Annotated in this window: 10 protein-coding genes; 6 read left to right on the forward strand and 4 right to left on the reverse strand. The window is 65.9% G+C overall.

Annotated elements, in window-relative coordinates; genetic code table 11:
• Positions 1 to 616: 616 nt before the first annotated feature.
• Positions 617 to 898 carry a flagellar protein FliT gene (locus tag H162_RS0105685; RefSeq protein ID WP_020652487.1) on the reverse strand — a complete coding sequence of 94 codons (282 nt, stop codon included), beginning with the start codon at positions 896 to 898 and terminating at the stop codon, positions 617 to 619.
• A 307-nt stretch (positions 899 to 1,205) separates the two neighbouring features.
• On the opposite strand from H162_RS0105685, the gene H162_RS30200 reads away from it, so the two are divergent.
• The 4 genes from H162_RS30200 to H162_RS0105705 all read left to right on the forward strand — a co-directional run bounded on the left by H162_RS30200 (position 1,206) and on the right by H162_RS0105705 (position 6,939).
• A complete protein-coding gene (locus H162_RS30200; RefSeq protein WP_020652488.1) occupies positions 1,206 to 3,830 on the forward strand; it encodes a M1 family metallopeptidase in 2,625 nt (874 codons plus the stop codon).
• A gap of 23 nt (positions 3,831 to 3,853) precedes the next feature.
• A complete protein-coding gene (locus H162_RS0105695; RefSeq protein ID WP_020652489.1) occupies positions 3,854 to 5,947 on the forward strand; it encodes a M13 family metallopeptidase in 2,094 nt (697 codons plus the stop codon).
• Positions 5,948 to 6,073: 126 nt separating this feature from the next.
• Complete coding sequence (locus H162_RS0105700) at positions 6,074 to 6,691, forward strand: class I SAM-dependent methyltransferase (RefSeq protein WP_020652490.1); 618 nt, start codon at positions 6,074 to 6,076, stop codon at positions 6,689 to 6,691.
• A 71-nt stretch (positions 6,692 to 6,762) separates the two neighbouring features.
• Entirely contained in the window at positions 6,763 to 6,939 is a 177-nt protein-coding gene (locus H162_RS0105705) for a CsbD family protein (protein ID WP_026354275.1), read from the forward strand.
• Between the two features lie 61 nt (positions 6,940 to 7,000).
• On the opposite strand, the gene H162_RS0105710 is transcribed toward H162_RS0105705, so the two are convergent.
• The gene (locus H162_RS0105710; RefSeq protein WP_020652492.1) at positions 7,001 to 8,101 is read right to left on the reverse strand and encodes an AI-2E family transporter; all 1,101 of its coding nucleotides are present in this window, start codon (positions 8,099 to 8,101) and stop codon (positions 7,001 to 7,003) included.
• Positions 8,102 to 8,280: 179 nt separating this feature from the next.
• On the opposite strand from H162_RS0105710, the gene H162_RS0105715 reads away from it, so the two are divergent.
• Entirely contained in the window at positions 8,281 to 8,472 is a 192-nt protein-coding gene (locus H162_RS0105715; RefSeq protein WP_026354276.1) for a CsbD family protein, read from the forward strand.
• Between the two features lie 186 nt (positions 8,473 to 8,658).
• Here the strand turns inward: H162_RS0105715 and H162_RS0105720 are convergent, their stop codons facing one another.
• Positions 8,659 to 10,878, reverse strand: a complete 2,220-nt coding sequence (locus H162_RS0105720) for a S9 family peptidase (protein WP_020652494.1) — start codon at positions 10,876 to 10,878, stop codon at positions 8,659 to 8,661.
• Between the two features lie 132 nt (positions 10,879 to 11,010).
• Complete coding sequence (locus H162_RS0105725; protein WP_020652495.1) at positions 11,011 to 12,414, reverse strand: MATE family efflux transporter; 1,404 nt, start codon at positions 12,412 to 12,414, stop codon at positions 11,011 to 11,013.
• Positions 12,415 to 12,552: 138 nt separating this feature from the next.
• Between H162_RS0105725 and H162_RS0105730 the strand changes: the two genes are divergently transcribed.
• Positions 12,553 to 13,467 (forward strand): DnaJ C-terminal domain-containing protein, encoded by a 915-nt coding sequence (locus tag H162_RS0105730; RefSeq protein WP_020652496.1) that lies wholly within the window; start codon positions 12,553 to 12,555, stop codon positions 13,465 to 13,467.
• Positions 13,468 to 13,495 lie beyond the last annotated feature (28 nt).

Consider the following 13,495-nt stretch of genomic DNA (forward strand, 5'->3'; position numbering starts at 1 on the left):
CGGCGCAGGGTCTGGCGCAGCCACCACCGATAGCGTGGCGCGGAAAGCAGACAGTCGTTGAATAAACGCCTGTGTTCGGAAGCAGTTTGCCTGCCTGCTGTGTGCAGCAAACGCCGGGAGCAACCGGCAAGAGGCGACACCAGGAGATACCTGGTGTTCGCTCTCCGAATCTCGCGGCTGAGCCCATGGCTTGGTCGCTGACAAAAAGCGCCTGCGGGCGCTTTTTGTTTTTCTGCGCCCTTCCAGAAGCCTGATTCCCTGGCTATCCACCGCCTATGGTTCAGGGTCAGGTCTGTCATTCGGACATGGGCGCACAACCCTTGCGAAATCTCAGCACGGCTTTAAGTATGTTGTGACTTTTTTCCTCTTTCCGACATGGTCCGTAATGCACGGATTGCGGTGACCAATGGGAGCCATGCATTGACGGGTTTGGGATAAACAAGCCAGCATTTTGAGATAGAGCAAAGGTGCTCGATCGGTGTCCGAATGACAGATCTGACCCTGAATGCCTGTACTGCTGTTTGTGGCATGATGCCCTTGCTGTATGTACTTCCTGTGGGGCAGGGTGCCAAATGAAAAAGGCGCCAGCGGCGCCTTTGCAATCAATTAAGTCTGATCAGTGCGCCTGCATCGCGCGGTCCAGCTGGCCCATCCAGGGGTCGGTCACGTCGCGGATCGCGCGGTCGTTGGCCATCAGCTGCTTGAGCAGGTCGATCTTGCGCAGGCGCTTGGGGCCATCCAGCGCCGGCACGCCGGTATGTGCCGCGCGCGCTTCCACTTTCGCCTCGGCGCCGAGCTGCTCGAAACCGTTCCAGTCACCCGCCTTGGCCGCGCTCGCCATCTGGCCGGTCAGGGTGGCCAGGTTTTCGTACATCGAGAGGACGTCGTTTGCGGTCATATTAGCACCAGGGCAAGTACTCCGGCCGGATTGCCGGTTGTCTATCCTTTTACGGATACGTTTTCCGGAACTTTAGGCCTGGCTCGAAAAAAATGTGAAAATTTTTTAGAGCAAGGAAAGTTATCAAGAATGCATGGCCAAGCGCGGCGGCTTGCTGCAGAATGCGCGCGCCATTCCCCGTATCTTGCAGTTTGGCCCGGTTTTTTGCAGTCTGTCGCATTCCAGCCGCACTGGCGGGGCGGCTTGCTTACAGTGCCAGCTGAGTTGTTCCGCCACCATGGCGCTGATAAGAATGAAAGAGAGAGTTATGAGAGACACGCACGTCAGGCGCGCCGCGGCTGCTGCCGCGCTTGCCTTTTCGGCCGTGAGCGCCCAGGCCGAGGCGCCGTTTTCCTTTGCCGCCACCCCGGGCAAGCTGCCCAAGGACGTGGTGCCGCTGCAATACGCCGCGCACCTGGTCCCGGATATCGCGGGCAACAGCTTCAGCGGCTCGCAAACGGTGGATATCGACGTCGTCAAGGCCACGTCGACCATCATGCTCAACGCCGACAACCTGGAGATCGATGCGGCCAGCCTGTCCGGCAACGGCATCAGGCAGCGCAAGCTGACCCCGGTGCTCGACCGCAAGCAGCAGACCCTGCGTTTCAACCTGGAGCAGCCGCTGGCGCCGGGCCGCTACCAGCTGGCGCTGCAGTTCCGCGGCCTGATCAACCGCGAGGGGCGCGGCCTGTTCTACGTCAACTACAAGGCGGCAGGCGCCGACAAGAAACTGATCGCCACCACGATGGAGCCCTCGGATGCGCGCCGCATGCTGCCCACCTGGGACGAGCCGGCCTTCCGCGCCAGATTCAAGCTGACTGTCGACGTGCCGGCCAGCTTCAAGGCCTATTCCAACACCCCGATCGAGAAGCAGGAAACGATCGCGGGCGGCAAGCAGCGCATCTCCTTCGGCGTCACGCCGAAGATGCCGAGCTACCTGGTGGTGCTGGTGGCGGGCGAGATGGAGCGCCTGGCCGGCAAGCACGGGGGCGTCGACATCGGCATCGTCACCACCGAAGGCAAGCTCGGCTCGGCGAACTTCGCGCTGGCGGCCACGGGCGACCTGCTGCATTACTACAACAACTACTTCGGCATGCCGTATCCGCTGCCGAAGCTGGACCAGATCGCGATTCCCGGAGGCTTCAACGGCGCCATGGAAAACTGGGGCGCCATCGTCTATAACGAATCGGTGCTGCTCTACGACCCGAAGAAGAGCCCCGAGAGCGTCAAGAAGATGACCTTCGAGTTCAATGCGCACGAGGTCGCGCACCAATGGTTCGGCAACCTGGTCACCATGGCCTGGTGGGACAACCTGTGGCTGAACGAAGGCTTCGCCTCGTGGATGGCGTCCAAGGCCACCGAGCATTTCCACCCCGAGTGGCGGCCCTACCTGGACGGCATCGCCGAGCGCGAGTACGTGCTGAACCTGGACGCGCGCAAGACCACGCACCCGATCCAGATGAAGGTGGAGAACGAAGAGCAGGCGGCCAGCGCCTTCGACGCCATCACCTACGAGAAGGGGCTGGCCTTCCTGCGCATGCTCGAGGCCTACCTGGGCGAGGAGCCGTTCCGCAAGGGCATCCGCGCCTACATGGCGAAGCACCAGTATTCGAACACCACGTCGGCCGACCTCTGGCGGGCGCTCGAAAAGGCGTCCGGCAAGCCGGTCGAGAAGCTCGCTTCCGACTGGACCTTGCAGCCGGGCTACCCGCTGGTCAAGGTGGAGGCGGCCTGCGAGGACGGCAAGCGCAAGGTCACGCTGTCGCAGGAGCAGTTCCGCCTCGACGAACCGGCCCAGGAAAAGCGCCTGTGGAACGTGCCGCTGCAGGTCGGCACCGTGAACGGCAAGGCCTGGTACACGCTGCTGTCCGGCCCCAGCACCACGATCACCCAGGCCAGCTGCGAAGGCGCGCTGGTGGTCGATCCGCACAGCGTCGGCTACTTCCGCCTGCAGTACGATCCGGCCAGCTTCCAGGCGCTGGCGGCCCAGGTCCCGCGCCTGGCCGACACCACCCGCCTCAAGCTGCTCACCGATACCTGGAGCCTGGTCTCGGCCGGCCGCATGCAGCTGGACGCTTACCTGAACCTGGTCTCGAAATACGGCGACGAGCCGCGCCTGGCGGTGTGGGAATCGATCATCGCGAACCTGCGCACCCTGGACACGGTGGCGCGCGGCGAACCGGAGCAGGCCCTGGTCCGCCGCTTCCTGATCGGCTTCGCCAGGCCGAAGTTCGCGAAGCTCGGCTGGGACGAGAAGCAGGGCGAAGCGCCGGAAGACGCCCGCCTGCGCGCGCTGCTGGCGAACGCGCTGGCGCGCGCCGGCGACCAGGAGGCGATCGCCGAAGGACGCGCCCGTTTCGCGCGCTATCTCAAGGATCCGGCGTCGGTGAGCCCGTCGATGATCGACTTCGTGACGAGCGTCGCCGGCCGCCACGCCGACGCCGCCACCTACGAGGTGCTGGCCGCGCGCAGCGCGAGCGCCGCCACCGGCGAAGAGCGCGACCGCTTCGGCCGCGCGCTGGCCGGCGCCCAGGATCCGGCGCTGGCGCAGCGCACGCTGAAGATGGTGCTGTCGCCCGAGACGCCGCCGGACGTGATCGGCGACCTCGTCAACGGCGTCGCCAACGAGCATCCCGACATGGCCTGGTCCTTCGCCGTCGCCAACCGCGATGCGCTGATGAAGAACATGGACGCCATCGGCAGCAACCGCGCGTTCGCCAGCATCGTCGCGGGTTCCGCCGACCCGGCCCATGCCGACATGATGGAAGCCTACGTGGGCAAGAACTTCGGCCCGGACGCCGTGGTCGAAGCCGAGCGCGTCGGCAACGGCATCCGCATCCGCGCGGCCCAGAAGGCACGCCTGCTGCCGCAGGTGCGCGCCGCACTCAAATGAATTCATCGAGGAGAATGAAAGCCATGAACACCAGCTGGACACCGATCAAGACCGCCGTCAGCCTGGCGCTGTGCGGCGCCGCGTTTGCGTTCTCGCCGAGCTTCGCGGCGGGACAGGCTGCCGCCAACCCGGCCGCCGGGCAGGCCAAGCCGGCCGCAGAGCAGGCCAACCCGGCCAGGCCGGCCGCGGCGACCGTCCTGCCGGGCGACGACTTCTTCGCCTGGGCCAACCGCGAATGGCTGGCCAGGACCGAGATCCCGGCCGACCGCAGCGCCTGGAGCTCGATGCACGCACTGGCCGAGGATACCAACGCGCAGATCGTCAAGCTGATCGAGGAACTGGGCGCCGACAAGGCGACTTCCGGCGAAGCGCGCAAGGTGGTCGACTACTACAACGCCTACATGAACGAGGAGGCGATCGAGGCGGCCGGCCTGGCCCCGCTCAAGGCCCAGCTGGCGAAGATCACCGCGATCAAGGACCGCAAGGGGCTGGCGCGGGCGCTGGGCGAATCGCTGCGCGCCGACGTCGACCCGCTGAACGCGACCGACTTCGAGACCGAGAACCTGTTCGGCCTGTGGGTCAACCAGGGCCTGGCCGACCCGGCCCGGAACATCCCCTACCTGCTGCAGGGCGGCCTGGGCATGCCGGACCGCGCCTACTACCTCGACAACAGCCCGCGCATGGCCGACCTGCGCACCAGGTACCAGGCGCACATCGCCGCCATGCTCAAGCTGGCCGGCTACAGCAATCCCGAGCAGCGCGCCGTCAAGATCTTCGCGCTGGAGTCGGAGCTGGCCGAAAGCCACGCGTCGCGCGAAGAGTCGGCCGATATCCAGAAGGCCAACAACATCTGGACCGCGAAGGACTTCGCGGCCAAGGCGCCGGGCATGGACTGGAACGCGTTCCTGAAGGGCGCGCGCCTGTCCGGCCAACAACGCTTCCTGGTCTACCATCCGACCGCCCTGAAGGGCGCGGCGGAGCAGGTGGCAGCGACCGACCTGGCGACCTGGAAGGATTACCTGGCCTTCCACACCATGAACCAGTTCGCGAGCACCCTGCCGAAGGCGTTCTCGGACCAGCGCTTCGAGTTCTACGGCAAGACCCTGGCCGGCACGCCGCAGCAGTCGCTGCGCTGGAAGCGCGCGCTGGCCGCCACCAACGGCGCGCTGGATGACGCGCTCGGCAAGATCTACGTGCAGCGCCACTTCCCGGCCGAGAACAAGGCCAGGGTCCTGGAGATGGTCGCCAACATCAAGGATGCGTTCTCGCGCCGCATCGACAAGCTGGACTGGATGGCGCCGGCCACCCGCGCCCACGCCAAGGAAAAGGTGCGCACGATGTACGTGGGCATCGGCTATCCCGACAAGTGGAAGTCGTACGAGGGCCTGAAGGTAGCGCCGGACGATGCATTCGGCAACGTGGTGCGGGCGCAGGAATACCACTACGTCCAGCAGATCGCCAAGCTGAACCGCAAGCCCGACCGTACCGACTGGGCCATGCCGCCGCAGCTGGTCAACGCGGTCAACCTGCCGATGCAGAACGCGCTGAACTTCCCGGCCGCGATCCTGCAGCCGCCGTTCTTCGATCCGAAGGCTTCGGATGCGGCCAACTACGGCGCGATCGGCTCGGTGATCGGCCACGAGATCAGCCACAGCTTCGACGACCTGGGCGCCCAGTTCGATGCGCAGGGCCGCCTGCGCGACTGGTGGACCAAGGAAGACCTGGCGCACTTCCGCGCAGCGTCGCAGAAGCTGGTGCAGCAGTACGCCCAGTACAAGCCCTTCGACGACCTGGCGCTCAACGGCCAGCTGACCCTGAGCGAAAACCTGTCCGACCTGGCGGGGCTGGCGGCGTCCTACGACGCCTTCAAGATGTCGCCGAGCGGCAAGACCAGCGGCGTGGAAGCGGACCGCGAGTTCTTCACCGGCTTCGCCAGCAGCTGGCGCACCAAGATGCGCGAGGCAACCCTGCGCCGCATCGTGCTGACCGACGGGCATGCGCCGGGGCAGTACCGTACCTATACGGTGCGCAACCTGGATGCCTGGTACAAGGCGTTCGAGGTGCAGCCGGGGCAGGCCTTGTACCTGAAGCCGGAAGATCGGGTGCGCGTGTGGTAATTGCCTGATGTTTGCCCGCATGGCGCAGCCTGTGGCGCCATGCGGGCAATTCCGTCGAGCAGTGACAGCGCCACCTTCGACCCCGCGCTAAGATGCACCCATCACCAGCACATGCATCCAGTCACCATGACCCCCGACGACATTTCCCGCCGCACCCTCGCGCACTACAACAAGACCGCCGACAGCTTCTTCGCCGGCACCATCGACCACGACGTCAGCCAGAACATCGACGCCCTGCTGGCCGCCATCCAGGCCCCGTTTCCCTATACCATCCTCGACCTCGGCTGCGGCCCGGGCCGCGACCTGAAGACCTTCAGCACGCTCGGCCACCGCGCCATCGGCCTCGACGGCAGTGCGAAATTCGTGGAGATGGCGCGCGCCTGGAGCGGCTGCGAAGTCTGGCACCAGGACTTCCTGCACCTCGACCTGCCGGATGCGATGTTCGACGGCATCTTCGCCAACGCCGCGCTGTTCCACGTCCCCAGCGCCGCGCTGCCGGGCGTGCTGGCGAAGCTGCATGCCGCCCTGAAACCGGGCGCCGTGCTGTTCAGTTCCAACCCGCGCGGCCATAACGAAGAGGGCTGGAACGGCCCGCGCTATGGCAGCTTCTACGATTACGACACCTGGGAACACTACCTGACTGCAGCGGGTTTCCTTGCACTCCACCACTATTACCGGCCTGCAGGATTGCCGCGCGACCAGCAGCCCTGGCTCGCGAGCGTCTGGCGCAAGCCGGAATGTTAACCAGCGCACAGATCGCGCCTGATTTCGGGCCTAAGGTGGCACCCATGATTCACGAGACCGCGAGGTGCTGGATGAACGAGGATCAGATCAAAGGAAAAGCCAAGGATATTGGCGGCAAAATCCAAGAGAAAGTCGGCGAAGCCGTGGGTAGCCGCCAGCAGCAAAGGGAAGGCCTGTCGAAGCAGGCTGAAGGTAAGGTCCAGGAGAAAGCCGGCGACGTGAAGGATATCGTCAAAGGCAATCGCTGACCCGCGCCTTCCATTCAAGTAACAAGCCGCGCGCAACGCGCGGCTTTTTTATGCGCGTCGATCAGCCCGATCCACTTCGCCTGGCCGAGCGGTCGCCCAGCACATCCTCGATGTAGAGCATCCTTACCAGCACCAGCAGGGTCGCCGCCAGCGGGGTCGCCAGGGCCACGCCGGCGAACCCGAACAGGGTGCCGAAGATCAGCTGCATCACGATCACCAGCGCCGGCGGCATGTCGACGGCCTTGGCTTCGATCAGGGGCTGCAGCAGATAGCCCTCGACCAGCTGGATGCCGACGAACAGCAGCACCGTGTACAGCGCCAGTTCGGGACTGATCGACAGCGCCAGCAGCACCGCGGGCACGCCGGCCATGATCGGTCCGAGGTAGGGGATGAAGTCGAGCAGGCCGGCGATGATGCCGAGGATGAGCGCCAGCGGCACGCCCAGCAGGCTCAGGCCGATCGAGGTGGCGATGCCGACGATCAGCATCGAGGCCGATTTGCCCATCAGCCAGCTTGCCAGCGTATGGCCCAGTTCCTGCTGCACTTCGCGTGCGCGCGTACGCTTGGTTTGCGGAATCAGGCGGATGAAACCGGTCGTGTACAGCTGCGGTGTCGCCGCGAAATAAATCCCCACGAACAGGATGATGACCACGTTGCCGATGGCGCCCAGCAAGCCGCCGAAGAACAGCCCCGCATTCGGCACCAGCGAACCCATCTGCTTGACGATCTGCTCGGGCGCCGGCAGCTCGGCGGCGATGCGCTTGAGCAGCGGATGCTGTTCGACGGCGCTCTGGAGGCGCTCGACCGCGGCGGGAATTTCCTTGGCCAGCCTGGTGGATTGCTCGGAAATCTGCGGCGCCATCGCCCATCCGCCGAGGCCGACGATGGCGATCAGCAGCAGGACCACCAGGGTCAGCGCCAGCTTGCGCGACAGGTGCAGGCGGCGGTGCGCGATCTCGCTGAGCTTGTACAGCAGCACCGCGCACAGGATGCAGGCGAACACGAGGAGCAGCGCATCGGCGGCCAGCCAGACGGCGGCCAGGCCGAGGAAGAACAGCACCGCGATGCCGTTGATGAGGGTGACGCGGCGCGCCAGCCGGCGTTGCGTCTGCGGCGTCTCGGGCGGCAGCTCGGGTGGAGCGACAGGGCGTTGGTCGTTCATGGCGAAGACTCGGTAAGCGGCGGCGCCGCGTTGCCAAAAGATTAGCATTTGCAATGCGAAAACGTCGCGCGACTGTGTGCAAGGCTTGTGTGCGTGCACGAACAGATGACGTTTCCTGGCGGGCTTAAAGTGGCTTCGAAACATGGACATCCCGTCATGTGATCGAAAAGGAGAGCACCATGAACAAGGACCAAGTCGAAGGCAAGCTGAAAGACATCGGCGGCAAGATTCAGGAAGAAACCGGCAAGCTGGTGGACAGCAAGGAACAGCAGGCAAAGGGCCTGAAGAACCAGGTTGAAGGCAAGACCCAGGAGAAGCTGGGCGATGTGCGCGAAGCGCTGGATGACGCGACGCGTCCGCCTCCACGCTAAGCCGCTAACAACAGGTAGCAAGTGGCAAGCGACAGGCGTGCGTGCCCTCGGGCCGGCGCCTGTCGCCGTTTCAAGGCCTCGTCCATGGGGGCGCCAAAACAAAAACACCCTACGAGCCCGGGCCGGTAGGGTGTTTTCATTGCAGGGATCGACCTGGCAGATCGATCCCCTTGTCATGGCAAGGATTTACCTGGGCTGCGTTCCGCCCAGGTTCTTCTTGAAGAAGGCCTCGATCATCCCGTACACGTGGCGCTGGTTGACCTTGCCCGAGATGCCGTGCTTGGCGCCCGGATAGGTCATCAGGTCGAACTGCACGTTGCGCTTGACCAGTTCGTCGATCAGGCGGGTGGTGTTGGTGAACAGCACGTTATCGTCCGCCATGCCGTGGATCAGCAGCAGCGGCGACTTCAGGCCGTCCAGGTGCGCGAACACGCCGCTGCGCTTGTACGCTTCCGGATCGCCCTTCGGCGTGCCGCCCACGAACTGCTCGGTGTAGTGGGTGTCGTACAGCGACCAGTCGGTCACCGGCGCCACCGACACGCCCATGGCGATCCGGTCCGATGCGGCGGACAGCAGGCGCAGGGTCATGAAGCCGCCATAGCTCCAGCCGAACACGCCGATGCGCCTAGGATCGACGAAGCTCTGCTTGGCCAGCCAGTCGATGCCGGTCAGCTGGTCGTCGACTTCGTGCTTGCCGAGGCTGTTGTAGATCACGTCGGTGAACTGGCGCTCGCGGCGGCTCGAGCCGCGGTTATCCAGGCGGAACACCACGAAGCCCTGCTGCGCCATGTACTGGTCGAAGTAATTGCCCCAGGCGCGGGTCACGCGCTGCGAGTGCGGGCCGCCATAGGTGAACAGGAAGACCGGATAGCGCTTGCTCGCATCGAAGTTGGCCGGCTTGATGATCGAGTAGTGCAGGGTCTGGCCATCGTTCGCCTGCATGGTGCCGTACTCGGTCGGCAGGTGGTCCGGCAGGTATTTCGCGTACGGATGCTTCGCGTTCAGCTCGTTCTTTTCCAGCCACTCGACCATCGAACCGTCGGCGCGGCGGATCGACACCTGCGGCGGGGTGCGCGGATCGGAATAGGTGTCGACGAAGATCTTGCCGTTGCCGGCGAACGAAGCGTCGTGCCAGCCGTCGCCCTTGGTGATGCGCACCGGCTTGTCGGCGTTGCGGCCGTCCAGCGACAGCGCATAGGTCTGCTTGTCGATGACGGCGTCGCGGTTCGAGGAGACATAGACCTTGCCGGCGCTTTCATCCACCGCCAGGACGCTGTCCACGCCCCATTCGCCGCGCGAGATCGGGTGCAGCAGCTTGCCGTCCAGGTCGTACAGGTAGAGGTGGTTGCGGCCGCTGCGCTCGGAGGCCCAGAGGAAGGCCTTGCGGCTCTTCAGGAAGCGCAGGTCGTTGTGGATGCTGACCCAGGTCTTCGAGGTTTCGCTGAACAGCGGGCGCTGGGCCAGGGTGGCGACGTCGACGGCCACCAGGTCGAGGCGCTTCTGGTCGCGCGACTGGCGCTGGTAGACCAGGGTTTTCGCATCGGCGCTGAAGTCGGCGCGCACCAGGTAGATGTCCTTCTCGGCGCCGAGGTCGACCTTGCGCTGTTCGCCGGTGGCCGGATTGACGACCATCAGGTCGATCAGCACGTTCGGATCGCCCGCGGCCGGGTAATGCTGGTCGATCACCTCGGTGCGGTCGGCGAAGATCTCGAAGCGGCGCGCGACCGGCACCGGCGCTTCGTCATAGCGGCGGTAGGCGATGGCGGAATCGTCCGGCGCCCAGTAGTAGCCGGTATGCTGGTCCATTTCCTCCTGGGCCACGAACTCGGCTTCGCCGTTGTGCACGGTGCCCTTGCCGTCCGTGGTCAGCTGGCGCTCGGCGCCGCTGGCCAGGTCGATCACCACCAGGTTCTGGTTGCGTACGAAGGACACGTAGCGGCCCTTCGGCGAGATCTTCGGATCGATCACGTTGCCCGAGGCGACCTTGCGCGCCGCTTCCGGTTTCGCGGCGTCGACCAGGTACAGGTCGCCGCCGATCGGCACCAGCAGCTGGCGGCCGTCCGGCGACCAGTAATAGTTCAGGATGCCCGACAGGCCCGCGGTGCGGGCGCGTTCGCGGCGGGCCTTTTCCTCGAGCGACAGCTCCTCGTTCGGGACCAGGCGCTTGGAGTCGACCAGGCGCTGGGTGGTCTTGTTCCTGGTGTTGTATTCCCACAGGTCGAGCTGGTACTGGTTGTCGTCGCGGCCGCGCAGGAAGGTCACGCGTTCGCCGTCGGGCGACACGCGCAGGTTGCGCACGCCGGGGCCGGCCAGGGCCGGTTCGCCGTAGATGCGGTCCAGCGTCAGGCGTTCCGCCGAAGCGGGAGCGGCCGCGAGAGCGGCCAGGAGAAGGAGGAGAGGGCGCATGTGTGTCTCTGGGATCTAGTTAATCTACTGCAACGGGCGAGACGATACCAGAGTCGGGGATTCGCTGCTGTAAATATGTATAGTCAACTGGCGCCGGTCCGTCATCGGCGCCACTGGCGGGCGCCGCGCAGCCTAGTGCGCGGCAGCGTCCCGCATCCGTTGCCGCGCCAGCTTCTCGAACGCCCAGGTCAGCAGCACCGCGGCCACCGTCAGGCCCATCACCAGCCCGATCCAGAAGCCGGTCGCCTCCATCGGCACGGCCGGCGCCCACGGGAACCATTGCGGCGCCAGGCCGAGCACGCAGCCGACCGGCAGCGACACGCCCCAGAACGCCACCAGCTGGATGATCATCGGCGGGCGGGTGACGTGGTAGCCGCGGATCGCCGAGGCGGTCGCGACCTGGGTGGCGTCGGACAGCTGGAACAGGGCGGCGAACAGCAGCAGGTGGGCGGTGGCGGCCTGCACCGCCGGATCCGAGGTATAGGCGGCCGCGATCTCCCAGCGGAACACCGCGATGCACAGGGCCGACAGGGCGCCGAAGGCGACCGACATGCCGACCCCGACCCAGCCCACGAAGCGGGCGCGCTGCGGATTGCCTTCGCCCATGGCCTGGCCGACCCGGGTCAGCATGCCGATCGCAAAGCTCAGCGGCACCATGAACACCAGCGAGGCGAAGTTCAGCGCCACCTGGTGCGAGGACACCTGGACCACGCCGAAGCGCGCCACGAGCAGGCTGATCAGGCCGAAGGCGCTGACCTCGGCGAAATAGGTGACGCCGATCGGCAGGCCCAGCTTCAGGAGGCCCTGGATGCTCCTGCCCTGCGGGCCTTCCCAGCGGTCGAAGGGGTAGGTCATGCGGTAGGCCGGGGCGATCCGGATCCACCAGACCATGGCTCCCAGCATCAGCCACATGCCGCTGGCGGTCGAGACCGCGCAGCCGACCGCCCCGAGCTGCGGAAAGCCGAGCTTGCCGAACACCAGCAGCCAGTTCATCAGCACGTTGTAGACCAGGCCGCCGACCGCGATCCACATGATCGGCATGGTCTGGTTGATGCTGGTCGTGTAGCCGTACAGCGCGCGGTAGCAGGCGAAGGCCGGCATGCCGACGCTGATCGCGTGTAGGAACAGCGCGGCGCGGTCCGCCACCGCCTGGTCGAGGCCGACATGGTCGAACAGCAGGGTGCACAGGTTGGCGAACAGGCAGGCCACCAGGCCGACCAGCACGCCCTTCCACATGGCCTGGCGCACCGAATGCGGCACCTGGTCGTGGCGCGCCGCGCCGATCTCGTGGGCGACCACGGTATTAATCGCCATCATGGTGCCCATCACGGTCACCAGCACGATGGACCACACCGAGGTGCCGAGCGACACCGCGGCCAGCTCCTCGGCGCTGACGTGGCCGGTCATGGCGACATCGGCCACGCCCATGCCGACCGTGGCCAGCTGGCCGACCAGCATCGGCCAGGACAGGCGCCACAGGGTGGCGATCTCGGCGCGGACGGGAGACTGGGCAGTGACGGGTAGCGTGGCGGACATGGCAAGGCTGTAAAACGGGAAACCCCGGATTCTACTGGCTATTTGCCGCGACCGGGCGCCGTTCCGGATGAGGAAACCGTGCGCTGCCCCGCCGCCGCGCGCGCTACGATGGACACACCATCCGATCCGGAGTCTGCCGTGGAATACAAGGACTACTACCAGACCCTCGGCGTCGAGCGCAACGCATCGGCCGACGACATCAAGAAGGCCTACCGCAAGCTGGTGCGCAAGTACCATCCCGATGTCAGCAAGCTCGCCGACGCCGACCACAAGACCAAGGAACTCAACGAGGCCTACGACGTGCTGGGCGACCCCGAGAAGCGCGCCGCCTACGACCAGCTCGGCCGCGGCCACCACGCCGGCGAGCAGTTCCGTCCGCCGCCCGACTGGAGCCAGCAGTTCGATTTCGGCGGCGGCGGCGCCGACGACCTGTTCGCCGACCTGTTCGCCCACGTGGGACGCGGCCACCGGGCGCGCCGCGGCGGCGGCTTCCAGATGCGCGGCGAGGACATCCACGCCTCCATCGGCATCGACCTGCGCGACGCCTACCATGGCGGCAGCCGCAAGGTCAGCCTGCGGATACCCCGCCACGATGCGCATGGGCGCGCCACGATGCAGGAAAAGACGCTCCACGTGACGATCCCGAAAGGGGTGACGCCCGGCCAGCAGCTGCGCCTGGCGGGGCAGGGCCAGCACGGCATCGGCGGCGGCGCGGCCGGCGACCTGTACCTGGAAATCCAGTTCAATCCCGATCCGCGCTACCGGGTCGAAGGCGTGCAGGTCTACCAGAACCTGCCGGTGGCGCCGTGGGAGGCGGCGCTGGGCGCCAGCATCTCGGTGCCGACGCCGTCCGGCGCGGTCGAAGTGTCGATTCCTCCCGGCTCGCAAGGCGGACGCAAGCTGCGCCTGAAGGGACGCGGCATTCCGGCCAAACAGCCGGGCGACCTCTACCTGGTCCTGGAGATCGTGCTGCCGCCCGCCGACAATGCCCGGGCGCGCGAGCTGTACCAGGCCATGGCGCGCGACCTGGCCTTCAACCCGCGCACTCCGTAAGGCGCAGGAGCGCTTCCCAGCGCCAGCC

Source organism: Massilia niastensis DSM 21313, from assembly GCF_000382345.1.
GTDB classification, from domain to species: Bacteria; Pseudomonadota; Gammaproteobacteria; order Burkholderiales; family Burkholderiaceae_D; genus Telluria; species Telluria niastensis.